Below are 24,590 nucleotides of genomic sequence, written 5' to 3'. Positions count from 1 at the left end.
TCCTGTTTTATCAAATTCTGTCCCATTAACCTCTGCCTTATTAATCTCTGTCGTCCGAAGCCGATACTTCCTGTATTCCCTATTCAAAATATGGGTTTCCGACATCCGCGCCCAGATCACAGGTATACTTCCATTCTATCTTATCTCCATCCTTCAGAACATATTTTGAGCATCCAAATGCAGGGAACTTCCCATTTACGCAGTATTCCCAGCCTGACAGCTCACCACAGTCAAACTCATAAAGATTATTGATTCCCTCTATATAATAGCTTCCGTACAATGCCGTAAATGAATATTCCATCTGAATGGCTCTTGTCCGGGTCACATTCTTTAACACATCGAAAACCGTCTGTCCCTTCTTAAATTCAACCATCATCTCACGAAGGACCCAGCCATCTGAAGGAACACAGGATGCCTTCGTCTTATCAAAGATATCCCAGTTCGATAAAATATTACTGCAATTAATTGATATGGTACAAGTATATACAGTGTCTTCCGACGTCTGCTCCGTGGTGGTCGGTGACTGTACTCCCGGCTGCTCCGTCGTTGGTACCTCTGTATCCGGCTGCTCCGTCGGTCCGCTCTGTTCTGTTCCTGAACCGTCTTTTTTCGATGAACCGCCACCATTTGACGGAGTCTTATTGTCCGTACTCTGTGATGAATCTGTCCCCGGATCCTCCGATACATCCGTATCTCCATTTTTATGCTCCTGCGTCGTGGCGGAATAATCCGGAGTTACGATTCCGGACTTGTCCTTTTCTGATCCCTTATCGTCTTTTTTCGTATCCCTTTTACTATGATTTTTCTTTATTGAACCCTGTCCTGACGATGATGAGTCATCCCATTCCGCATCATCCGATATTTCCGCATCAGCATCTTCTGTATCTGAAGCTTCCCCGGAAACCGCTTCCTGTGTCGTACTCTCTGTATTTTCAGAAGTCGTTCCCGGCCTTCCAAATCCCCTGGAGCCGGGTGCATTTCCTCCATACCAGTACGCACCGACAAGTATAAGCAGTACAACCAGAATTCCTATTATCTTTTTCAGATGTTTCTTAATCCACGCCATATCTTATCTTCTTACTCCAGCTGCTGTAATATTTCTTACCCTTCACCGTCTTATATGCCCGCACTGTTATATAATACCGTTTTCTTCGTTTCAGACCGGTCAGTTTTTTGGTCGTTGTCTTTCCTGATCTGACCATTACTGTCTTTGCTCCGCTAAATGAAGATTTCAAGCTGTACCTGATCTGATATCCGCTCGCCTTACTGTTCTTCTTCCATGACACAGACAGCTTTCTTTTTCCTGCCTTTGCTGCCTTTGCAGTAACCGCAGTCACGCGGCATGCCGCCTTTGTATTCGCATTTTTACCCTGCAGACCTGCAGTATAGGCGCATACCTTATAAGAATATGTCGTACCGTTTTTTGCACCGGTATCCACATAAGAAGTCTTTGCACCGGAAACGGTTTTATATTTCTTATATGCCCCGGAACCTGCCTTACGATATAAGATATACTTGTCTGCTCCTGTTACCTTCTTCCATGTTACAGTCAGACCTTTTTTGGTATTTGTGACGGATTTCACAGATGCCTTTGCCGGATAAACAGACACTGTCTTCGATACCATTCCCTTATACATTCCTGTTCCTGATATCTGAACAGTCGCCTTTCCCGGCTTCGTATTATTCTTATATGTCACTGTATAATCTGTTCCTGCAGTCAGTTCTTTTGATATTCCATCAATTCCTGTCATGCGGACAGTGACGGCAGGCGTTATCGCCTTGCCTGCATATGTGTATGTCGTCCGGGAAATCTTCACCTGACAATCTGCAAGATCCATGACACGAGCATCCACCGCATCTGTCATATTGTATAAAGTATTTTTATTATTCTTATATCTGTCATAGGATACCAGCGCATAAAATGCCTGTTCTGTCGCCATCTGATTGCCACCATCGGAAGCCACATGCTCAAATGCACCTTTTCCCGTCAGATAAAACTGCTCTAAACCATCCAGTACAGAATGTCCGTTTTTTATAAAACGAACATCTGTATCACCATCCAAGCCCAAACCGGATAAGGCAACCAGTACCTGTGCCGTACTCTCTGCATTTTTCGTTCCCCAGCTGCTGTATGTTCCATCTTCATTCTGTATCTCTGACAGCACACCGATTCCACGGTTTACAGCTTCTGTCACCTGACCGCGTACCTGTTCGCTAACATCTGTACTTCCCTTATAATATGGAACAAGTGCCTGCAATGCCATCGCTGTGACATCCGGGTCCGGTGATGTACCCGACAGACAAAAGCCGCCATTCTTCAGTTCATTATTCAGAATATAAGTAACCAGTTTCTCTCTTGTCACCTGTGTCTTAGCTGTTCCCGATGCAAGCGGTTTGATCTCATAATTACCCGAATCAAGTGCGATCAATGCAAATATTGGTCCATTGATTCCCTGTTTTTTTACATATGTCATATCTGACAGCACACCGGTCAGATCATATCCCTCTATATCAGATGCATCAAGCCCCATAGATGTAAGGGCGAGAATAATTCGAGAATTTTCAGTACTTTTTGTTTTATGCAGTTTTAAAAACTGATTATCCCAATCTCCTACTGCATATTTTTCTTTATTTATGTTATATGTTGCCTTTATATATTCTGTTATATTGTTATAATATGCCCTATACCATGGTGCATTTTCCATACCATAACGGCACTCGCCGATAACAGTCCATTCCCCACCAATAGATCCAATTGCCGGTCCCCACCATTTAACCGTTCTCTTTACTTCTTCATACTCACCTTTTTTATTCTTTTCATAATGAATCGGCAATTTATATTCATATGAAATTTCTAATGTTTTCTCGATTGCAGCAGAAGTCTCTTTCAAAACCGCCTTATAATCAATGGCAGTATCCGAAGCTGCCTCTACCTGACTAATCTCTGCAATCGTACCTGTGCCTGCCTGTTTGCCAGTTCCGTCAAATGTGCCATTCGCAGCAACCTGCCCAAACAGAGAAACAGTCATCACCGTTACCAATATATAACTAACTATTTTTGTCCAACGCGATCTATACATTTTCTCTCTGTTTTTCTTCATCTTTCTCATTCTAACCTCATATCATTTCAAAATACATCATGCCCTGCAGCCATCATCTTCATAATCTTTCTTAGCAAGTTTTCCTAACAAGCTCATTCATAATGCTCATACATAATACCTGATTCCGCACAAAAATTCCTTATATCAAGCCTATACTAGCAATTATAAAACAATGTGTCAACAGAGAGGATCTGGCAGGGGAACTTGGCAATTCTATAAAACCCACACCATGTCCAGATATTTCTTTATGCAGAGCACTTTCGTTCTATTTTCACGTCGGCCCTTAATGAACCGCCCTGCGGTGAATTTAGTACCGCTACGTGAGACACAGAACGCAAGTGTTCTGCATAAAGAAATGATCTGATCACGGTGCGGGCATTTTACAGTACTGCTCAGCAAAATAAAATTACACAATATAACAAAAGAGGATAGTCAATATCCGTTTTACAGACCTTGTCTCACGTCGGTCCTTAATGAACCGCCCCTGCGGTGAATTTAGTACCGTTACGTGAGACACGAACGCAAGTGTGCTGTAAAATGGATATTGACTATCCCCTTGTTACATTGTGTAATTTACGCATTCTCTTCAGCCTGCTGCTTCATGAGTTCCTTGAAGAACGCATCCTTCTCCGGATAACGTTTCCGCATGAACACCGGCTTGTTCTTCTCATCCAACAAACAATGGCAGGATGTGCCGACGCACCGAAGCTCTCCGGTCTTCTTGTCATGTACCTCATAGGAAAATCCAATACGGACGCCTGTGTACTCTGCAAGCTTTACATAGATCACAACGTTATCTCCATATCTGGACATAGTCTTATATTCCGCTGATACTGACAATACCGGAATAATAATATTGTCGTCCTCGATGGTCTTGTAATCCCATCCAACTTGCTTCATCCAGTCCAGTCTCGCTTCCTCAAACCATCTGATATAGTTGGAATGATGAACGATTCCCATTCTGTCAGTTTCATAGTAATAAACCATACGCTCATATGGCTTAATTTCCATATCTATCATTTTATGAACATCTCCATTTCCTGCCTGCTTCTCACAGGCTGTGTCATTTCATCTGCCTGTCAACTGTCCCGGCAGATAATCGTCCGGACTTATTTCCAGTCTTTCTCTTTGATCTCTACACGTCTTACCTTACCACTGATCGTCTTTGGCATCTCATCGACAAATTCGATCACACGAGGACGTTTGTAGCTCGCCATATTCTCCTTGAAATAACGCTTCAGCTCTTTCTTCAGATTATCATCGCCAACCGTTCCTTCTGTCAGAACGATCGTTGCCTTGATCGCCTGTCCTCTGGTTCCATCCGGTATAGCTGTAACTGCACATTCCAGAACATATGGGATCTTCATAATCTCATTTTCAATCTCAAAAGGTCCAACACGGTATCCGGCAACCTTGATGATATCATCCACACGGCCTACGAACCAGAAATATCCATCCTTGTCCATATATGCGGTATCACCCATGTGGTAATAACCATCGTGCTTAACTTCTTTTGTCATTTCCTCATTATTATTATAAGTAGAGAACAGACCATATGGCTCGCCATCTGCAATCTTAATAACGATCTCTCCGGTCTCATCTACATCAGCAAGTGTTCCGTCCGGTCTCATAATGTGAACATCATAGAGTGGGCTTGCCTTACCCATGGAACCCGGTCTCGGTGTTGTATTTTTCAGATTTCCGATCGCAAGTGTAGTCTCTGTCTGACCAAAGCCTTCAAAGATCGTAAATCCTGTCATCTCTTTGAATTTATAGAATACTTCCGGATTCAGGGCTTCTCCTGCGGTTGTGCAGTAAGTCAGTGCGGAAAGGTCGTATTTGCTTAGATCCATCTTAACAAGGATTCTGTAAAGGGTTGGTGGCGCACAGAAGGTTGTGATCTTGTACTGTTCTACAAGCTTCATGATATTGTCTGCACTGAATACATCAAAATCATAAACAAAGATACAGGTCTCACATAACCACTGACCATAGAGCTTGCCCCAGAGAGCCTTACCCCAGCCGGTATCGGATACTGTAAAATGAATACCATCCGTCTTTACGTTATGCCAATATCTTGCTGTAATATAATGTCCAAGTGCATACAGATGATTATGTGCTACCATCTTTGGATGCTTGGTTGTTCCTGATGTGAACATGATGATCATGGTATCATGTGCATAGACTGTATCTTCACCTGTCGGACGTGCAAATTCTTTGCTGAATGAAAGGATATCTTTATCAAATGGATGGAAATGCTCTCTCTCACCATTTACGATAACCTTGATCACCTTATCATCCGGATCGATGGCTGCCATTGCATCCGGAATCTTGTCATCAGCTGTACATACAACAGCCTTTACATTTGCAGCTTCAATTCTGTATCTGTAATCTTCTACCTTTAAGATATTGGTTGCAGGAATTGCTACTGCTCCAATCTTGTGAAGTGCAAGGATCGTAAACCAGAACTGATAATGGCGCTTTAATACAAGCAGCACTCTGTCGCCCTTCTTGATGCCAAGGCTCTTATAATAATTTGCTGCCATATTGGAATACTCTTTGATCTCTTTAAATGTAAACTTCTTTTCTTCCTTATCTCTGGACACATAGATCAATGCTGTCTTATCTGGTGTCTTTTCTGCTAATGCATCCACTACATCAAATGCAAAATTAAAGGTCTCATCATTTGTAAATTCAATCTTGCTTAATACACCATTCTCATCAAATGCTGTCTTGACAAACTTTCCGGCAATTCCTTCTTCCGGTTTTAACTCTGTTATCATACTGTCTGTTCCTCCGTAAAATAATGATCTGATCTATATAATGAAAATGTGTTTCCTTTTTTCACGTTTTTGCAACTTCGTTCTCGGTTTTTCCAGACTTTATTCCAAGTTTTTCGTTAACTTCAAACGTAGTTTTAAAAACCACTTTACCTATAGTACCATATTTCACTTATCTGTCAACAGTTTTTTGCATTTCATTTTTACAAAAAACGGGGGAATTATAACTACAACCAGCTAATTATATATTGACTTACGTCGATTTCTATTCGCTGCATATGCCTGATTCGTAAATACTCCTGTGCCAACTCGTCCTTCGGACTCAAACAGGCACTCGTATTTACTGGCACTATGCATCTCATTACGAAATCTTTGGTAATGTCAATATATAATTAGCTGGTTGCAGTTATATTCCACCTTTATTATAATTTAGAAATATCGCAGATAGATGCAGACCATCGAGATCAGAATAACGATAACGGATGCCGGAGCCGATACCTTACAATATTTGCCCCAAGAGATCGGATGACCTTCTTTTGCCGCGATCGACATTCCGACAACATTTGCCGATGCCCCGATTGGAGTCGCACTTCCACCGATATCTGTACCCATTGCCAGTGTCCATGCAAGAACCGAGAGATTCACACCTGTCGATGCTGCCAGAGTCTTGATAACCGGGATCATGGTTGCGGCAAATGGAATATTATCTACAAATGCACTTGCGATCGCGGATACCCAGATAATAATGGCTATCATTACCTTGGCATTTCCATGGCTTACCTTCCCGATAAATCCGGCTGCCAGTTCCAGAATACCGGTCTGCTCCAGACCGCCGACTACAACAAACAGACCAATAAAGAAAAGGATCGTCTTATAATCTACATTTTTTAAAATATGTCCGATATTCTTTCCTGATGTCAGAAGAACCAGTATTGCTATAAACAGACCGATAAATGCAACTGTCAGTCCGGTCTGTGCATGTGTGATAAGTAAGGTAACCGCACATAAAAAGATCACACAGCTAATGGCAAATGCCCGTTTATCCGTGATCGCAGATACCGGTGATGGATGATCTTTCTCCGAAGTCTGTGACGCCGAAGATGCAGTGAGTTCTTTCCTGAAACAAAAATAAAAGTAAAAAATAATAACCACCAGTGAAAGTACCGCCATCAGGCCGGTATTTGTAATAAAATCGAAGAACGAATACCGAAGGGATGTTCCGACAATGATATTTGGAGGATCACCACACATTGTTGCCGATCCACCCAGATTTGCGCAGAAGATCTCAGACAGGATCAGCGGAATCGGATTAAAGTCCAGAAGCTGCGCCAGTTCCACCGTAACTGCTGCTAAGAACAGGATAACCGTGATACTGTCAATGAACATAGCAAGGACAAATGACATGATCATGAATGTAATAAATATCGGAATGACCCTATACCGAACGGCTTTCGCGATCGTCATACATAGCCAGCGAAAGAAACCCGCCTTTGCCATACCTTCTACCATAACCATCATTCCCGCAAGAAAGATAATCGTGGCCCAGTTGATACCACCCGTACTCTCGGATGAGGCTCCTGCCTCATACCAGAACGAAAGTGTAAAAATGTTTCTGATATTTAATGTTTCAAGTATCGCATCCATGCTGTGCATTGCTACACCAAATACCAGAACAAGTGTTGCCAGTCCACATACCAATGTGATAACATGGCGCTCAAATTTTTCGGATATGATCAATCCAAACATAACTACAAAAATGGCAAGTGCCAAAATCTGTGCTACCATGAGTGTAACCTCCATCGAAAAAAATGCCGCCGGGCTTATTTTATGTTTCGTCTGGCGACATTTAATTTTCTTACTTTCTTCTTTATTTTCTTTTGTTGTTAATAGTTTCTGCTTTTCCCTGTAATATCGAAAGACCCCTCATCCGATATTACGATCACCTTCTTATAACTAACGGATCATGTCAACCGACTCTGCATTCTGTTTGTCCAGATTGTCCTTGATCAATATATCCGACGATTTCGCAAGTGCTGCGTTCCTGTCCCGCATTGCAAGATTCGGATCACGATGTCTTGATGGTCCACCGACACAGCCCCCTTCACATACCATACCTTCGATGAAGTCTTCCGGAAGTCTTCCGACCTTCATCAGCGTCAATGCTTTCTTGCATTCGGTTATGCCACTGCATTTGCATACGGATACATCGCCGGTACAGCCAAGTTCTTTCATACTTTCAAGAACTGCTGCGGTTACACCACCTGCATTTGCAAATTTCTTACCATAGATACTGCCCTGATCATCCGTATCTTCTTCCGGCTCCAGCTTTACCCCTTTTGCACGGAGCATCGCACGAATCTCACCATAAGTCAGTGCATAATCCGCAGTATCCTTTTCTCCTGACATGGATTCGGCTTTCTTCGCAATACATGGTCCGATAAATACAGTAACTGCCCCCGGGAATTTCTCCTTTATATAACGGGATACAGCACACATCGGTGATACTGTCTCTGAGATCGCATCCTTTAATGTCGGAAAATGCTTCTCTATATAGTTCTTAAATGCCGGACAACAGGAGGTTGTCTTCTTCTCACCCTTCTCCTTGGCTTCGATCCATTCCTTTGCCTCACTCATGGCAGTCATATCTGCTCCAAGTGATACATCCACAACATCATAAAAACCAATCTTCTTCAAAGCGGTTCTCCAGCTTGCCATCGTAATATCTGCACCAAACTGACCGATCGTTGCAGGTGCAAGCATGGCAAATACCTTAATATCCGAACGCATCTTCTTAATGATATCCACGATAAATGTCTTAGAACCGATCGCGCCAAACGGGCATTTGTGGACGCAAGATCCACACTGGATGCATTTGTCTTGATTGATCACAGCAATACCGGTACCATTATCGGCCACCGAGATCGCATCCACAGGGCAGCTCTTCATGCAAGGTCGTACCAGATCTGCGATCGCATTATAAGGACAGGCTTTTGCACACTGTCCACACTCTTTACATTTAGATGGATCAATATAGGACTTATCTCGTCCCATGCTGATCGCTCCAAACCGACAAGCCGCCTGACAGGCTTTGCCCATACACTTCTGACAGTTATCTGTTACTACATATCTGGAAATCGGACATCCTTCACAGGCAGAATTAATGACCTGTACGATATTTCCGTCATCTTCAGCACCCGGTGCTTTACCTTCCGCAAGCCGGATTCTCTGTCTGATAACCTCACGTTCCCTGTAGATACAACATCTAAACGCCGGCTGCGGTCCCGGAACCATCTTATAAGGAAGACTGTCTCTTTCTTCCTCCAATCGTCCGGCATACGCAAGCTTGGCAACTTCATACAATACTTCATGTTTTACTTTTAAAAGCGTCGCATCGTTTGTTATCATTTTTTCTCATTCTCCGTATTCTATCTTCCGTATACACAGTTCTTTCTGCGCATATTTTCTTTTATTATGACTTTTTTCTCAACTAATTCTTCCTATTAATGTATACCACATTTTTACCACAAAAGGAAGCGATTTTGTCCAGTATTCCATATATAACCAAAATACAAAGAATGACTGTAACGGCATATATGATCAAATATGGAACATAGCCATGCTGCAGATAGACAGACAGAAACGGAGAACCATTGGATGGGTAACAAAGGAACATAAAATTACAGCCCCAGATCCTGTTTATAACATAGACAGAAGGAACAACCGTAAACAAAAACAAAAAGATCTGCCAGATTCTTTTTATAGAAGGTCTGTATCTGCCGGATGTCAGAACAAGAACCGGAACAAGAACCAACAACCCATGTATCAGAAAAGTGTTAATGTGCATATAATTAAATAACGGATATCTGGTCCAGTCTGGAAATAACAGTGCTGCCATTGCACCGGGCATACTGATCACGCACATAATTTCTCCCAGAAATTCCCGGTGGAAAAATGCAAATCCCAGTTCCACAAAAATCGCCAGTCCGCACATCTCAAACGGAAGATATGATATCCCCATCTCCCCGATCAGTATAAGATAAAGATCCTTACCTAATTCCAGACACAGACATATCCCCGTCAGTATTTTCAGGATTCTGTCCTGAACAGCAGCATCTGCCTTTCTATAATAATAACCGGTCACTATACATACAAATATAATTCCAACCAGCCAGCCTATATGAATCCATCCAAATAATTGAAAACCACCATCTTGCGGCAGTTCATCCCAATATCGAAAAAAATCTCCAAACATACCATTATCATCTCCATAAATAATGCTTTTCATCCGATAATAAAAAGAAAAGAGCCACCAAAATGGTGGCTCCAAATGAGGGGGGAAAGGATTCAAATATATGAAAAGCTTTCATGATGTATGTTACAGTATATATGTGAACATTTCATGAACGATTTGTGAACTATTTATGTTTTTCATGTCAAAAAAAGCGACAAATTTCTGTTAATAATCACGGAAATCTGCCTATATTTGACATGATACCGTATAATTTTCTATTTTTCGTTTTCATTTTGTCCGCATCGCACACTAAATTCTGAACTTTTCAATTTTTATGAAAAAATAATCCACTCCTTTTTTATCTATGCTATAATACTCACAAATATTCTTTTCAGGAAGGCGAAACATCATGTATAAAATTGATTTTAATCATCCAATAAATGTACATTTTATGGGAATCGGCGGTATCAGCATGAGCGGTCTTGCAGAGATCCTTATAAAAGAGGGGTTCAAAGTTACCGGTTCTGATATGAAAGCATCCAATATGACAGATAAACTTTCGGACATGGGCGCTCTGATCAACATCGGACAGACCGCAAGCAACATTACAGATCAGATCGACCTTGTCGTCTATACAGCAGCTATCCATCCGGACAATGAAGAATTTCAGGCTGCAAAAGCTAAAAATATCCCAATGCTGACAAGAGCACAGCTTCTGGGTCAGATTATGACCAATTACAAATACTCTGTCGCCGTCAGCGGAACACACGGCAAAACAACCACAACCGCCATGCTTTCTTATATTATGTTAGAAGCTGATGTTGATCCGACAATCTCTGTCGGTGGAATCATTGATGATATCGGCGGAAATATCCGTGTAGGTTCTTCTGATTACTTTGTAACAGAAGCCTGCGAGTATACAAACAGTTTTCATGCATTTTCACCATATATCAGTATTATCTTAAATGTCGATGCGGATCATTTGGATTTCTTCAGTGGTATTGAAGAGATTGCTGAATCATTCCATACGTTTGCAACAAAGACACCTGAAAACGGAAAGGTAATTGTAAATGGTGATATGAAATATTTTGATACGGTAACAAGAGATCTGAAATGTCAGGTTATCACCTTCGGTGAAGACCCAAAGAATCATTACAGCGCCGCAAATATCCGTTTTGATGAATTCGGTCGTCCTACCTATACCCTCGTGATCGACGGGGAAAATATTACAGACATCACACTTCATGTATTCGGAAAGCATAATGTATACAATTCCTTGTCTGCTATTGCTGCTGCAACAGAACTCGGCATCGACATCGATGCGATCAAAGCCGGTCTGCTTCATTGCAAAGGTGCAGAGCGAAGATTCGAATACAAGGGAACGATCCTTGACAATGTAAAGGTCATGGATGACTATGCACATCATCCGACGGAAATCGCTGCAACCCTTGCTGCTGCAAAGAATACCGATTACCATGAATTATGGTGTGTATTCCAACCACATACCTACAGCAGAACTTACGCACTTTTCGATGACTTTGCAAAAGTCTTAAGTGTCTGTGACCATGTCATCGTTGCTGACATCTATGCAGCCAGAGAGAAAGACACAGGTCTTGTATCCTCGAAGCAGCTTGCAGAAAAGATCGCTTCCTATGGTACAGATGCGTTCTATCTGCCATCCTTTACAGACATTGAAAATTATTTATTAAAAAATTGCAAAAAAAATGATTTGTTGATAACTATGGGAGCCGGAAATGTCGATTCTATCGGCAATGAGCTTATTAAAAAATAATTATCCACATTATCCACAGAGCCAAATGAGCGACTTTTCCTCATTTGGCTCTATTTGTTTGTTTACATAAATTTTACCTGATATATACCGGAAAGTACCGAAGTTACCCACTTTTTCAAAAATATGGTATTAAATAATATTCGATCGATCATCTTTTCCACATTATCCACAAAATCAACATCTTTGTTCATTTTTCTAACCGACTATTTGTTCTATTTGCTTTTTAAAAAACTCATGCTATAATGTGAACGCTTCTTAAGTAATAGAAGTTTTTTTCAATGAAAGGCGGGAAAAGTTACCATGGACTACATTACAATTTCAACAGAATCAAAGGAAACATTTTCCCTGATATCAAATCATTTTATCGATTATTACATGACCGACGCAAATGGCGAATTTGTCAAAGTCTATCTATATCTTGTCAGACTGATGTCTTCCAAATCTCCGGTCTCGGTTGCCGGTATTGCAGATCATTTTAACCTTACGGAAAAAGATATCTGCCGTGCGATCCGGTACTGGATCAGCGAAGATGTACTGCGGCTGGAATATGATGCTTCCGGTCATCTGACAGGAATAACGCTGCTTCCTCTACATGAAAAGGACAAGAAAACGGATGATGCCTCTCTGTCTCTTGACAGCATTTCATTATTAAAGTTCCCTGAAAAGAAAGCAGTCACTCCTACTGCTCCTCCATTCAGTGAACCGGTACATACAGCAGTAACAGTACCAAATGCGAATGTAATTCAGAAGCCGACCTCTGAATTTCCTGAAAAGCAGCCATATTCTGCCGCTCTGGTAGCAAAGGCAAAGGCAGACGATGCATTTGCCGATGTTATCTTTGAGGCAGAGACTTATTTCCGAAAAGAATTATCAGTAAATGACATAGAAATTCTGATCTATATACATGACCAGCTTGGATTTTCCACAGAAGTAATGGAATACCTGATCGAATACTGTGTCAGCATCGATAAATTAGATCTGCGGTACGCGGAGGGCATCGCAAAGAACTGGTATAAGGCAGGCATTCATACTCTGGATGAAGCAAAAGAAGCCGCCGAAAACGGGACTCCCCTTTACCGTGCGGTATTCAAGGCTCTTGGAATCAACCGTAAAGCCCCTACCACAGGCGAGATCGCGTGGATGGACTCCTGGAATAAAGAAATGGGCTTTGATCTTCCTATTATTATAGAAGCCTGCAACAGGGGAATCGCACAGCATCCAAACGATGTTACATTTGCATATGTAAACGGAATCTTAAAGCGTTGGAAAAAGCAGGGCGTTAAGTCCATTGATGATATCGAAAAAGCAAGTAACCAGTTCCATGAGGATAAGAAAAAATCATCACAGAAAGCAAACCAATATACTGTCAAGCCAAATGCATTTAATTCTTTCCAGCAGAAGGATATGTCATCAGCCCTTGATGAAATGGAGCAATTGTTTCTTGATGAAATAAATTCTCGATAACGAAGGTAAATATACACATTATGAAGAATATAGATTATGATAGTATACTGTCGGGTCTGCAGCGAAAGCGACTGGAAAATGCGAATCTGACAGATACCCGAAGAAATGAAGTATATAACAGAATTCCGGAAATCAAAGAGATCGATCAGAAGATTGCAAGCTCTTCTATCCAGGCAGCAAGGAACCGAATCCGCAAAATAACTGTCGATACGGGCGACATCTCCCGCCGGAATAAAGCTCTGGCTGATAAAAAGAGATTACTTCTGAAGCAGCACGGATACCCTGAGAATTATCTGGAACCCATCTATGACTGTCCTCTCTGTAAGGATACGGGCTATCTGGATGGAAAGCCATGCAAATGCATGACGCAGCAGATCATTGATGAATTATACAATCAGTCCACGATCCGCAAGATTCTCGAACAAGAGAATTTCTCCACATTTTCACTTACCTACTACTCGAAAGAACCGGATGGCATTCACAAACATACGCCATACGAGAATGCATCGAATACACTGGCAGCTTGTAAAGACTATGTGGAACATTTTGAAAAATCCCATCCTGGCGTTCTGATCTATGGTGAAACAGGACTTGGAAAAACTTTTCTTTCCAACTGCATTGCAAAAGCATTACTGGACAAAGGACATACAGTTCTTTATCTGACTTCAATAAATTTATTTGAAAATATTTTATCAGGCATTATAATGGGTAATGTGCGTGAAAAAGAAAACATGGCACTTTACGATTATATATATAATTGTGAACTTCTGATCATTGATGACCTCGGTACGGAAGTGCCAAATACATTTGTCAATTCTCAGTTATTTGAGATCATTAATATGCGGAATAATCGTTCTCTTGCTACTCTTATCTCTACGAACCTGAGTATGCGGGAGCTTTCCGACCGGTATACCGAAAGAATCATGTCGAGGATTATTGGCGACTTCAAAGTGTTGCAGCTCTACGGAACCAATATCCGTTATACGAAACGAAAAGATATGATTCAGAATAAATCTTCTAATTGATGCCATTGCAGTCTTCTGCATTTGCATATATACTATCAATGATACTTACACTATAAAGTATCGGATCATTACACTATAAGATTATGGAGGATATTTATCATGCCAGACGATAGCAAATTAGAAACCATACCCGTGGGCAGTCTCGGAATCGTTGCTCACAAAAGTTGTACAGGCCTTGGTGAAAAGGTTGATCATTATCTCGTAAAATGGAGAGCTAACAGAGACAATGTACACAAAGACAACATTGTCTTCCACGGTTATGAAGCTGATACTTACCTGATCAGTGCCGATTGTCCACGTTTCGGTTCCGGTGAGGCAAAGGGTGTTCTAAATGAATCCGTTCGTGGTAAAGATATCTACATTATGGTTGATGTCGGCAACTACAGCTGTACTTATATGATGGCCGGCCAGCCACAGCGTATGTCTCCGGATGACCATTATGCAGATTTAAAACGACTGATCGCCGCTATGACTGATAAACCAAAAAAGATCACAGTAATTATGCCATTCCTTTATGAGAGCCGCCAGCACAAGCGTTCTTCCAGAGAATCTCTTGACTGTGCCGTTATGCTTCAGGAATTAAAGTCTTATGGTGTTGACAATATTGTGACATTTGATGCACACGATCCTCGTGTCGTAAATGCCATCCCTAAGAGTGGATTTGAAAATGTACGTCCAACCTACCAGTTCATCAAGACTTTGCTTCGTACTACACCGGATCTTGAGATCGACAACAACCACATGATGGTCATCTCCCCAGATGAAGGTGCTATGCACAGAGCAATCTACTTCGCAAACCTGTTAGGTGTAGATGTCGGAATGTTCTACAAACGCCGTGACTACTCACGCGTTGTTGATGGAAGAAATCCGATCGTTGCTCATGAATTTCTCGGTGATTCTGTTGAGGGCAAGGATGTTATCATCATTGATGATATGATTGCCTCCGGCGAAAGCATGATTGATGTTGCAAGACAGTTAAAGCAGAGAAAAGCAAAACGTGTTTACTGTATCGCTACTTTTGGTCTCTTTACAAAGGGTCTTGACGTATTCGACAAGTGTCATGAAGAAGGTCTGATCGAGAAGGTCATCACAACTAACCTGACCTACCAGATGCCTGACCTGTTCAAGAAAGACTGGTACGAGTCAGCCGATATGAGCAAATACATCGCTCTGATCATTGATCACTTGAATCATGATGCTTCTATCAGCGAGTTGTTAGATCCTGCTGAGCGAATCAACGCGCGTATCGCTGAGTATAAAGAAAAACATACCATCTCAGATAATTATGAGATGTAATTAATAAAAGCCCAAACCCCGCTTACTTCCAGCTCTATCGTAGGTAGGATTTGAAACGCGTTGCACTTTCTATTCGATTTGCACGCCTATTTGTCAGCAGTCGCCCAAACTCGCCTTATCAGGCTCAAACATGGGCTTAGTGCTGACAGCTAGTGCAAATCTCATAACGAAAGTTCCACTGATGTTTCAATTCCTACCTACGATAGAGATGAAAGCAAGCGGGGGTTTTGTGTTATGAGCATGGTTTTTGTCAATAATTCCAGTTGGAATTATTTGTAAAAAGTGCAAATTGTTACATCCAGACATACCATTTATTACATTTATGAACTTTTTCTTTTTATTTCTGGTAAGCTGACCTTGTCGACAAAAAAGGCGCCGGAAATTAAGAGGAAATAAATTTATGTACAATGAAAATAAAAACAATAATATCGTAAACACATCAGAATGTAACAGGTCAAAGTCTTCTATTACAAATATTAAACAGCTTTTCCCATCCCGAACCAACGATGAATGTCTATTAGAATTAAAGAAGAATCCATCGTTTACCGGACATATCTGAACTGGCCTGACAAATGGAAATCGCGCTTTCTCGAATTCATGGAAGGAAAGAAAAGTCTGCCATTAACCTATGATCCATTTTTTAAGAAGCTATTTAACCCGGATGTATACCCGGAACGATTATCACGACTGATCAGCAGTATTATCGGTACAAATGTAACCGTGAAGTGTATCCTGTCAAATGAAGACAGTATGCTGCCATCAACCTCTCTCCTACTTCTGGATATCATTGTTCAATTAGAAGATGGTTCAATCGCAAATGTCGAAATTCAAAAAATCCCATATACATTCCCCGGTGAGCGGATGTCCTGCTACTCTGCTGATCTTCTGCTCCGCCAGTACACCAGAGTAAAAGGGGAAAAGGGAAGTACATTCACCTATCAGGATCTGAAAACCGTTTATACGATCGTAATGTTTGAAAACAGCCCGAAAGAATGTAAAACTGCCGACCTGGCTGACATTTATCTGCATCACGGAAAAGCAGCATTTGATACCGGGATCGACCTTCGTCTTCTACAGGAATACTATGTCGTTGCCCTTGACGTCTTCCGAAAAAGTAAGTATTCTAAAGATATCAACGAACTTAACGCATGGTTATCCCTGTTAACGGCAACTACCATGGATGACCTTGCAGCACTGATATCCGACTATCCATGGATGGAGACTATCTGCATGGATATGTCAGAATATCTGTATCACCCGGAGGAGGTTGTTACCATGTTTTCTGAAGCATTACGAAAATTGGATGAAAATACAGTCAATTACATGATCGATGAATTGAAAAAAGAACGTGATGAAGCAGTCACCGCTTTATCTGAAAAAGATGCAGTAGTATCTAAAATGAGCGCTACTCTAGCCGAAAAGGATGCTACAGTCTCTGAAATGAGTGCAGAGATTGCCTCACTAAAGGCTCAGCTTGCAGCGTTAAAGAAATAGCAGTTCTTACTCCCATAGAATATAACAAAACCCCTGCCGGTTTCCAAGTCTATGATGGCGGGGATTGAAACACGTTGCACTTTCTATTCGGTTCGCACGCACATTTGTCAGCAGTCGCCCAAACTCGCCTTATCAGGCTCAAACATGGGCTTGGTGCTGACAGCTAGTGCAAACCTCATAACGAAAGTTCCACTGATGTTTCAATCCCCACCATCATAGACTCAGAAACCGGCAGGGGTTTTTTACATTTATTCTGTTATTCATTTACAACTCCACATAATTATATTCCATAGAAAGATCATCCAACATATCCCCAATGGCATTATTTGATGTGAATATAATGATCTGGTCAGTATCAATACGGCTCATGCAATAGAGCGCATTTTTCAGGCGATGTTCATCATAAGTTGTAAAGATATCGTCTACAATGATCGGCATACGGTCTTTGCAGAGAAGCCCTGCAATGCACAGCCGGACAGCCAGATAGATCTGCTCGATCGTTCCGCTGCTTAAGAATTCGATCGGCATATAATGATCGTCGTCAAATACTGAAATGTGCATGTTCTCATCCAGCTTCACGTCATTATATTTGCCATCTGTAATGATACTGACGATCTCCGAGATATTCTCGTTTAACTGTCCGCCAAAATCATTGTAAATATCAACCGATATATCATTGATGGTCTGGATCGCCAGATCGATCGCTTTCTGTTCCTTCTCCAAGACCTCGAATCGTTTCTGAAGCTCGTCACGTTTTCCTTTTAATTCATAATAGGAATCACGTTTTGCCATGGCATCATGCTCTTTGAACTTCAATAACTCAAGTTTTGCGTCATGCGCCTCCTGAAAATTCCGGTCAATCTCGATTCTTACCGTTCTCGATTCTGTTGCACGTCCAAGCTCATAAATCATCTGGTCAAATTCCTTTTCATCCGGTACGACATCCGGTCCATCGAAGAATCCTTTTCGGAATAAACCATCAATGATCGTAACTGCGACAAATGCAATCGTGCAGATTGTAAATAACTGCTGAATCGCTTTCTGGAAATTCAAAAGATGAACAGCAAGTACAACAGCTGCAACAACCAATACACCGGTCAACATAATGATCAAAATATTATCTGTTAACTTCTTCTTTTCCTTTGGCCGATTCTTTTTCTCGTCTTCCTCATCGTCAAGAGCTTCTACATCAAGGAAGATATGGCTTCTGGTTCGATCCTCGTCCTCATCCGGAATAGCGGCATCCTTTTCATTTACAAGCTGTCTTGCTTCTCGTTTCAGGCGGGCAATCTCCATATTATATGCATCCAGCTCTTCACGACGTTCTTCCCGAATCGCTTCCAGATCACCGTCTACATCACCCAATGCATCCATTTGTTCCCCTAACTGATCGATCTCCGCCGCCAGTTTTTTATTTTCAAATTTCCGTCTCTCGTTTTTCAGATAACGGATCGCTTCTGTCTTATCAATATCGGCATTTCGGGTCGTTGTCAGATTCACCACATAATTCCCGAGATCCTCTGCCAGTTCTTTGCCGGGTGCTGCACCATGCTCTCCGATACAGAGAGTATTTGTATAGGTGCTCTTATCCACATCAAACAAGATGCCCTTATAAGAATTCTGATTCTTAAGCTGGACTTCCTTTCCGGTATCAATCTCCGTCAGCGTCGCATTCTTACTGGTGCGAAGAAAGTTCCGCTCCAGAAGATAGCTTTTTTCATCTGTTACCGCATATGCTTTTCCGGAATACCCACCGCCATTTACCGGCTTGCGAAGTTCATAATTATCAAGTCGCGCACCGATACCTCTGGTCTTATCAATTCCATACAACATACCAACGATAAATTCTTTTACAGTCGTCTTTCCGGATTCATTTGCACCATAGATCAGATTCAAACCTTTTTTAAGCCGAATTTCTTTATTATTAAATTTTCCAAATTCCTTTAATAACAGCTTATTTATATACATGTTTACTTATCTCCAGTTGCAAGTATTGCTTCTACTCCGTATTTCAGGGCACGTTTGCTGATCTCGTCATCTGCTTCCGCAAATCGATCAATAAACTGTCCGAGAAGGTTATCTTCATTATCCAGATACAATTTATCCAGATCATACTCGCACAACGTATTGTCTACAATCTCATAGATCCTGTAATTCCGCATCAGACCGGAAAAATCCAGCTTCAATCCATTTGCCATGTGACCCGACAGGATGATTCGATAAATGTTCTGAGTACCCATACTCTCCATCTGCTTTGCAAGAACATCCAGAATCTTTGCTCCGCTGTATTCCGGTTTCACGGCAAATCCAAGATTAATATAACTCCGACAGTTAAATGGCTCCCAGCGGATCTTCGTCTCGCCATCCTTGATCTGTCCGTAAATGAAACCATGTCGACCGGTTTCCGTCCGATCAAGAGGCTCCAGCGAACCAGGATATGCCATTTTGTTCTTCACGATATGCTTCGGCTTGTGGATATGTCCGAGTGCACAGTAGTCAAATCCTGCTTCTGCCATCCGTCTGAAATTGATCGGTATGTGCTTCTCGTCTCCGCCATGCGCCAGCAGAATATTAATCGCATCCTTCATCTGCGGCATGATATCTGCATAGACATCCTCTGTGTATTCTACCTGTCCAAAACTGAATCCGGTCACACAGACATTGATATCATCCAGATATGCATTACTAAAAGTATCTGCCGGCATCAACACTGTATTTGATGTAAATTCATAACTCTCCGCCGGTGAACCTTTTCCGATATAATCATGATTTCCTGCAATCATAACGGTTCTTGTATTTGTAAGCTTTGACAGCTTGTAGTCCAGACTTTTCAACTCCTGCAGAGATGGCGGTGCATGGAACAGATCACCGGCGATCAGCAGCAATTCTACTTTTCTTTCTTCTGCCACAGTCAAAAGGCGGTCAAATGTTGATTCGATCTCGTCTGCCCGCTCTTTGCTCCAGCTTTTATCTTTGTCAGGAACGGCGCCCAGATGGACGTCCGCAATATGAATAAATCTCATAGGATGACCCCTTTTCTGTTTCTCAACCAGAAAAACCTCTGGCAACTTACCCTTGATTATACCCCACCTGCCCCCTGATTGGCAATGGAATTATGGATATTCCATTATCAAGCCTGTCCTATCTCCACTACTAACTTGGTTCGATTTCTATTCGATTCGCACGCCTATTTGCCAGCAGTCGCCCAAACTCGTCCTACGGACTCAGACAAGGGCTTGATGCTGGCGGCTAGTGCAAATCTCATTACGAAATCTACACCAACGTTTGTAATGGAGATAGGGCAGGCTTGACAATGAAATATTCCTCGCCTTCCAGCCTATACCCAATCCGTTCATGCTCCTGTGCTAACTCGTCCTCTAGGCTCAAACAAGCACCCACATTCACTGGCAGTATGTCCCTCTCTACGAAATGCTCGCTATGTTGTTACAGGACAGACTACGATACACGATGGACATTCAACTTCCCATAATACAAAATTGCCTGATTGCCGGTTGACTATATGATATTCCATTAACTCGACTTGATTTTTATTCGGTTCGCACGCTGATTTGCCAGCAGCCGCCCTAACTCACCCTCACGGGTTCAAACAAGGGCTTAGTACTGGCAGCTAGTGCAAACCTCATTACAAAATCTCGCCGAATGTTAACGGAACACCATATACCCAACCGGCAATCAGGCACCTTTTATCAACTGTGTTTAGCGACTGCTGTATATCAATGGTCTATTCTGCAGCAACATAGCGAGCATTTCGTCAGGAGGTGTATATTGTCAGCGAATGCGGGTGCTGGTTTAGCAGACATTAAAAATTGGTCGAAAATATGCCCGGTAGTTGGTATTACAATAACATTGTGAGGATTTCGCAATGAGGTTCGCACTACCTGCCAGCACCAAGCCCTTGTCTGAGTCCGTAAAGACGAGTTAGGGCGACTGCTGGCAAATAAGTGTGCGAACCGAATAGAAACCGGAACACGTTAATGTAACACCAACTACCGGGCATTGATCGAGCAATTTTTAATTTTCAGAAAGTCAGTCGGTTGCACCGGAAATGCCACCAACTGCTTCGGCGAGCTTCATCAGGTCGATGGCAGAGCCATCTCTGGCATCCAGAATTACAACCTGCTCCGGAAGTTCGTGATCTGCAGGGTCTTCGTATTCCGCAAGAATCCAAGCCGGAACATATTCAAATCCGCTTCCATCTTCCTTCTGTTTCAGATAGTAAGACAACGTAATATCGTTAAATGCAATCTGCTTATATGCTGTCGGATATTTGGTATAATACGCTGCTATCGACTCATTTGCTTTCTTAAGCATCTCATCAAAGGATAACAACTCCACCACCTGCGCACTACCATCGGCTTCCAGATAACTGTTCCATAGAGCATCGAGCACACCATTTGCATCTACCTGAATCGTATATTTCTCGATCGGAACATTCACAAATCCATTTGCCTGACGAAGATTATCAGCAGTCCAGACTGCTACATCCGACACTGGCTGATCCATAACCGATCTTATGTATTCAAATGAATATCCATCTACAACCGTCGGCAGATTCTGGTCAGACGAACCATCGTTCCGATACAGCCAGCACAGATCCGATTCACTCTGTAAAATCACATCCGATCCGCCAATCTTTGACAGAAATTCTTCAGCAATCTGCCTTGCCTCATCTACCGACAGTGAACATTCATTAATATCCGATTCCAACTCTCCATATTCATCACCCAAGCCGGTATTGTATTCTTCCAGGCTGGATGTGAATACACCGGTCGCACCTTCCATCGGACGATACTGCAGAAGATCTTCCTTTATCCGAAAAAGAGTATCATTTTCCCCTTCCTGAGGAAAACTTATTCTGTATTCCAGATCACCAACTGTCCCCATATATTCATCTGCGGAATAATCTCCCGCATTTTCTCTCTGCTTTGATGTCGTTTGCAGCAAACGGTTCATACGGTCAATATCCGAATCATAATTCGCTGCATTTGACGGATCTGCCTTTTTCTGCTGCTCGTACAGATCGATATATTCCTGAATATCCTCCTTTGACAGCTTGTCCATATTCTCCATATCATAATAGACATAGACACCCTTATCTGTGTCAAATAACTTTTCTACCAGATTTTTTCGATATTCCGGATCGATCTCTTTCATCTTTACCGGAGCTACATACATTGCACCGGTATTCGGCACAGTAATATCCGAATCTGTCAACCGGATCTCTTTAAGCCCGGTCGATCCTGCGTCAAATGTGGTATCACACGATTCCGGAATACTATATTTACTCTGAACGCTTCCGCCATCTCCATTACCTACATCCACATTATAATCGGTATCCTTTTTTCCACACGCGGACAAGGCTGCAATACATGCAAATGCCGCTGCCATTACCACAAACTTTTTCTTTCTCCATAACTTCTGTCTCATTGTAATCGCCTCCGTTAACTATCTTTTACCCCTTATTCTCGTACATTCTCCTCGTTATATCTATTTTTCATTTTAACCAATCTCATCTGATAACACAAGTAAACTAAAAAAGAGAAGCAATCTTTTTCAAATTGCCTCTCTGCGTCATCATGTCATCTTCTGACTCCATATCTTTTCGCCTTATACCGATCTATGCAAATATTTTTATTCATTGCACCTCTTGTTCTTCCCGTTCATGCAGATATTTCTCTTTCGTTGCCATTCCTCCCCTGATGTGCCGCTCTGCTTTATTCACATCCAAAACGACCCGGATCCTTGCCGCCAGAAATGGATTGATCTTCACCAGCCGTTCCGTCACATCTTTATGTACCGTACTTTTACTTACTCCGAATTTCTTTGCCGTCTGCCGGACAGTCGCTCCGCTTTCCACGATATATTGTCCAATTTCTTCTGCTCTTTCTTCAATATAATCTCTCAAAAAAATTCCCCTGCAAATCTCATTTTTACAATGTATGCAGAGGAATTTTTGTGTATGTCTATCTGATGGAATGAACATAGAATTATTTTTATTCTATTAATGCGCTTAGATCAAGCTTATATAGCATATCTCCCAGTTTTTTTTCCTTATTCAAAAATGTTACCATATAAATAGGATAATATATAATATTGTCTTTTTTATTTACATTACCATTACAGAAAACAAACGCCTCATGAATATTATATCTAGGATTTTTCATGCAATTATTAAGAGCCACATGTCTTTCATAATCTTTTCCTGATTTTATCTCAATAGGCAATACGCAATCTTCATATTCGATAATAAAATCTAATTCTCCAGATCGATTATTGTTATAATAAAACAAATTAAATCCATGACATTTTAACTCCTGTGCAACAACATTTTCATATATTGCACCATAATTTATATTGAGCTCATTCATCAACATTTTCTTTTGAATTCCATTTGCATACATGGCTGTAAGAAGTCCTACATCTGCAAGAAACAACTTAAATAAATTAGTCGATTTGGATATAAGCAACGGTAACATGGGTTCCGATATACAAAATACCGGAAGCGCAACCCCTGCATCCTTCAGCCATATAAAACTATTCTCATATCTGGAAAGCTTAAAATTTTCATTAAGATTTTTCATAATAAATCGTTTATTCTTATTGTTCAATTCACTTGGAATCAGATCAAATATGTCTTCCAAATATAACTTGCTTTCCGGATCATACTTAGCAATATCTTTTTTATATTGCATTATAATCTGGCTTTGCAAATCAATAACATTCTGAAGATTATTTGTATCAATATATTGCTTAACCACCTCTGGCATTCCGCCAACGATCAAATATAAGCGAAATAATTCCAACATTTTTTCATGTACAACTTCATCTACGACTTTTTTGTTTATAAAGCAATCCTTTAATGAGTCCAATATCCGTTGGCTCACATTGTTTGCCATACAGAACTCTTCAAAATCCATAGGATACATTTCTATAACCTGCAAATATCCGACAGGAATTGATCGAATATCCTTTAATTCAACACCAAGAAGAGAACCACTTAATACATATTTATAATTTCCTTCTTCAACCAAAAATTTTATCGCCGTAACTATCTCCTTACACTCCTGTACCTCATCCAAAAAAATAATCGTTTCACCTTTTATTAATTCACCTTCTGTAAATGCCGATAATCTGAGCAAAAAATCGCGTGTATTTTTAAAATCCGAAAATAATTTTTTTGCCTCTTTATTCTCAATAAAATTGATTTCAACAAAAGAAGCTGTGGTTTCCTTTATACATTCTCTAATTATATATGTTTTACCGATCTGTCTGGCTCCAGTAACAAGCAAAGCCTTCTTTTTTGCATCCTGATTCAAAAAATTCAAAATATCATTTTTTATTTTTCTTCTCATTCTACACCTTCTTTCATATTTTCATATATATTAT

19 protein-coding genes are annotated in these 24,590 nt (G+C 41.2%); 6 read left to right on the top strand and 13 right to left on the bottom strand.

The window, feature by feature from the left end; genetic code table 11:
* Positions 1 to 79 precede the first annotated feature (79 nt).
* The 7 genes from CLOL250_RS10925 to CLOL250_RS10895 all read right to left on the bottom strand — a co-directional run bounded on the left by CLOL250_RS10925 (position 80) and on the right by CLOL250_RS10895 (position 10,166).
* Positions 80 to 1,066: a DUF4430 domain-containing protein gene (locus CLOL250_RS10925; RefSeq protein ID WP_008402537.1), complete on the bottom strand. Its 987-nt coding sequence runs from the start codon at positions 1,064 to 1,066 to the stop codon at positions 80 to 82.
* The gene (locus CLOL250_RS13455; RefSeq protein WP_008402536.1) at positions 1,053 to 3,110 is read right to left on the bottom strand and encodes a fibronectin type III domain-containing protein; all 2,058 of its coding nucleotides are present in this window, start codon (positions 3,108 to 3,110) and stop codon (positions 1,053 to 1,055) included. Before CLOL250_RS13455 ends, CLOL250_RS10925 begins: the two co-directional genes overlap by 14 nt.
* Before the next feature lie 564 nt (positions 3,111 to 3,674).
* On the bottom strand, positions 3,675 to 4,121 hold the full coding sequence (locus tag CLOL250_RS10915) for an acyl-CoA thioesterase (RefSeq protein ID WP_008402535.1): 447 nt from the start codon (positions 4,119 to 4,121) through the stop codon (positions 3,675 to 3,677).
* A gap of 89 nt (positions 4,122 to 4,210) precedes the next feature.
* A complete protein-coding gene (locus tag CLOL250_RS10910; protein ID WP_008402534.1) occupies positions 4,211 to 5,884 on the bottom strand; it encodes an AMP-binding protein in 1,674 nt (557 codons plus the stop codon).
* A 426-nt stretch (positions 5,885 to 6,310) separates the two neighbouring features.
* Complete coding sequence (locus CLOL250_RS10905; RefSeq protein WP_044945993.1) at positions 6,311 to 7,666, bottom strand: SLC13 family permease; 1,356 nt, start codon at positions 7,664 to 7,666, stop codon at positions 6,311 to 6,313.
* A gap of 168 nt (positions 7,667 to 7,834) precedes the next feature.
* A complete protein-coding gene (locus CLOL250_RS10900; RefSeq protein WP_008402527.1) occupies positions 7,835 to 9,286 on the bottom strand; it encodes a 4Fe-4S dicluster domain-containing protein in 1,452 nt (483 codons plus the stop codon).
* Positions 9,287 to 9,368: 82 nt separating this feature from the next.
* On the bottom strand, positions 9,369 to 10,166 hold the full coding sequence (locus tag CLOL250_RS10895; protein ID WP_008402526.1) for a YwaF family protein: 798 nt from the start codon (positions 10,164 to 10,166) through the stop codon (positions 9,369 to 9,371).
* A 355-nt stretch (positions 10,167 to 10,521) separates the two neighbouring features.
* Here CLOL250_RS10895 and murC point away from each other — a divergent pair, with 355 nt between their 5' ends.
* Complete coding sequence (gene murC / locus CLOL250_RS10890) at positions 10,522 to 11,904, top strand: UDP-N-acetylmuramate--L-alanine ligase (protein WP_008402523.1); 1,383 nt, start codon at positions 10,522 to 10,524, stop codon at positions 11,902 to 11,904.
* Between the two features lie 62 nt (positions 11,905 to 11,966).
* Here the strand turns inward: murC and CLOL250_RS14225 are convergent, their stop codons facing one another.
* Complete coding sequence (locus CLOL250_RS14225) at positions 11,967 to 12,095, bottom strand: hypothetical protein (protein ID WP_008402522.1); 129 nt, start codon at positions 12,093 to 12,095, stop codon at positions 11,967 to 11,969.
* A gap of 109 nt (positions 12,096 to 12,204) precedes the next feature.
* Here CLOL250_RS14225 and CLOL250_RS10885 point away from each other — a divergent pair, with 109 nt between their 5' ends.
* From CLOL250_RS10885 to CLOL250_RS10870, 5 genes are all read left to right on the top strand, one after another.
* Positions 12,205 to 13,368 (top strand): DnaD domain protein, encoded by a 1,164-nt coding sequence (locus CLOL250_RS10885; protein ID WP_008402521.1) that lies wholly within the window; start codon positions 12,205 to 12,207, stop codon positions 13,366 to 13,368.
* A 20-nt stretch (positions 13,369 to 13,388) separates the two neighbouring features.
* Positions 13,389 to 14,393: an ATP-binding protein gene (locus CLOL250_RS10880; RefSeq protein WP_008402520.1), complete on the top strand. Its 1,005-nt coding sequence runs from the start codon at positions 13,389 to 13,391 to the stop codon at positions 14,391 to 14,393.
* Positions 14,394 to 14,492: 99 nt separating this feature from the next.
* Positions 14,493 to 15,689: a ribose-phosphate pyrophosphokinase gene (locus CLOL250_RS10875; protein ID WP_008402519.1), complete on the top strand. Its 1,197-nt coding sequence runs from the start codon at positions 14,493 to 14,495 to the stop codon at positions 15,687 to 15,689.
* 400 nt (positions 15,690 to 16,089) lie between these two features.
* Positions 16,090 to 16,248 carry a hypothetical protein gene (locus tag CLOL250_RS14220; protein ID WP_008402517.1) on the top strand — a complete coding sequence of 53 codons (159 nt, stop codon included), beginning with the start codon at positions 16,090 to 16,092 and terminating at the stop codon, positions 16,246 to 16,248.
* A gap of 38 nt (positions 16,249 to 16,286) precedes the next feature.
* Entirely contained in the window at positions 16,287 to 17,183 is an 897-nt protein-coding gene (locus CLOL250_RS10870) for a PD-(D/E)XK nuclease family transposase (RefSeq protein WP_049941106.1), read from the top strand.
* A 264-nt stretch (positions 17,184 to 17,447) separates the two neighbouring features.
* Here the strand turns inward: CLOL250_RS10870 and CLOL250_RS10865 are convergent, their stop codons facing one another.
* From CLOL250_RS10865 to CLOL250_RS10845, 5 genes are all read right to left on the bottom strand, one after another.
* Positions 17,448 to 19,151, bottom strand: coding sequence for an ATP-binding protein (locus tag CLOL250_RS10865; RefSeq protein ID WP_008402515.1), 1,704 nt, complete (start codon positions 19,149 to 19,151; stop codon positions 17,448 to 17,450).
* Between the two features lie 2 nt (positions 19,152 to 19,153).
* Positions 19,154 to 20,206, bottom strand: a complete 1,053-nt coding sequence (locus CLOL250_RS10860; RefSeq protein WP_044945989.1) for a metallophosphoesterase family protein — start codon at positions 20,204 to 20,206, stop codon at positions 19,154 to 19,156.
* A 1,024-nt stretch (positions 20,207 to 21,230) separates the two neighbouring features.
* Entirely contained in the window at positions 21,231 to 22,631 is a 1,401-nt protein-coding gene (locus CLOL250_RS10855) for a DUF6034 family protein (protein WP_008402512.1), read from the bottom strand.
* Between the two features lie 208 nt (positions 22,632 to 22,839).
* Positions 22,840 to 23,109 (bottom strand): sporulation transcriptional regulator SpoIIID, encoded by a 270-nt coding sequence (gene spoIIID, locus CLOL250_RS10850; protein WP_021944681.1) that lies wholly within the window; start codon positions 23,107 to 23,109, stop codon positions 22,840 to 22,842.
* 88 nt (positions 23,110 to 23,197) lie between these two features.
* Positions 23,198 to 24,556, bottom strand: coding sequence for an ATP-binding protein (locus CLOL250_RS10845; protein WP_008402510.1), 1,359 nt, complete (start codon positions 24,554 to 24,556; stop codon positions 23,198 to 23,200).
* Between the last annotated feature and the right edge of the window lie 34 nt (positions 24,557 to 24,590).

Source organism: Clostridium sp. L2-50 (genome assembly GCF_000154245.1).
Taxonomy (GTDB): Bacteria; Bacillota; Clostridia; order Lachnospirales; family Lachnospiraceae; genus Coprococcus.
The sequence above is the reverse complement of the archived record's forward strand: the minus strand, read 5'-3'. Positions and strand labels throughout refer to the sequence as shown.

Excerpts from the sequence above, each read along its gene's own strand:
- CLOL250_RS10925 (WP_008402537.1), bottom strand. The coding sequence starts at position 1,066 with ATGGCGTGGATTAAGAAACATCTGAAAAAGATAATAGGAATTCTGGTT.
- CLOL250_RS13455 (WP_008402536.1), bottom strand. The coding sequence starts at position 3,110 with ATGAGAAAGATGAAGAAAAACAGAGAGAAAATGTATAGATCGCGTTGG.
- CLOL250_RS10915 (WP_008402535.1), bottom strand. The coding sequence starts at position 4,121 with ATGATAGATATGGAAATTAAGCCATATGAGCGTATGGTTTATTACTAT.
- CLOL250_RS10910 (WP_008402534.1), bottom strand. The coding sequence starts at position 5,884 with ATGATAACAGAGTTAAAACCGGAAGAAGGAATTGCCGGAAAGTTTGTC.
- CLOL250_RS10905 (WP_044945993.1), bottom strand. The coding sequence starts at position 7,666 with ATGGTAGCACAGATTTTGGCACTTGCCATTTTTGTAGTTATGTTTGGA.
- CLOL250_RS10900 (WP_008402527.1), bottom strand. The coding sequence starts at position 9,286 with ATGATAACAAACGATGCGACGCTTTTAAAAGTAAAACATGAAGTATTG.
- CLOL250_RS10895 (WP_008402526.1), bottom strand. The coding sequence starts at position 10,166 with ATGAAAAGCATTATTTATGGAGATGATAATGGTATGTTTGGAGATTTT.
- murC (WP_008402523.1), top strand. The coding sequence starts at position 10,522 with ATGTATAAAATTGATTTTAATCATCCAATAAATGTACATTTTATGGGA.
- CLOL250_RS14225 (WP_008402522.1), bottom strand. The coding sequence starts at position 12,095 with ATGAACAAAGATGTTGATTTTGTGGATAATGTGGAAAAGATGATCGAT.
- CLOL250_RS10885 (WP_008402521.1), top strand. The coding sequence starts at position 12,205 with ATGGACTACATTACAATTTCAACAGAATCAAAGGAAACATTTTCCCTG.
- CLOL250_RS10880 (WP_008402520.1), top strand. The coding sequence starts at position 13,389 with ATGAAGAATATAGATTATGATAGTATACTGTCGGGTCTGCAGCGAAAG.
- CLOL250_RS10875 (WP_008402519.1), top strand. The coding sequence starts at position 14,493 with ATGCCAGACGATAGCAAATTAGAAACCATACCCGTGGGCAGTCTCGGA.
- CLOL250_RS14220 (WP_008402517.1), top strand. The coding sequence starts at position 16,090 with ATGTACAATGAAAATAAAAACAATAATATCGTAAACACATCAGAATGT.
- CLOL250_RS10870 (WP_049941106.1), top strand. The coding sequence starts at position 16,287 with ATGGAAGGAAAGAAAAGTCTGCCATTAACCTATGATCCATTTTTTAAG.
- CLOL250_RS10865 (WP_008402515.1), bottom strand. The coding sequence starts at position 19,151 with ATGTATATAAATAAGCTGTTATTAAAGGAATTTGGAAAATTTAATAAT.
- CLOL250_RS10860 (WP_044945989.1), bottom strand. The coding sequence starts at position 20,206 with ATGAGATTTATTCATATTGCGGACGTCCATCTGGGCGCCGTTCCTGAC.
- CLOL250_RS10855 (WP_008402512.1), bottom strand. The coding sequence starts at position 22,631 with ATGAGACAGAAGTTATGGAGAAAGAAAAAGTTTGTGGTAATGGCAGCG.
- CLOL250_RS10845 (WP_008402510.1), bottom strand. The coding sequence starts at position 24,556 with ATGAGAAGAAAAATAAAAAATGATATTTTGAATTTTTTGAATCAGGAT.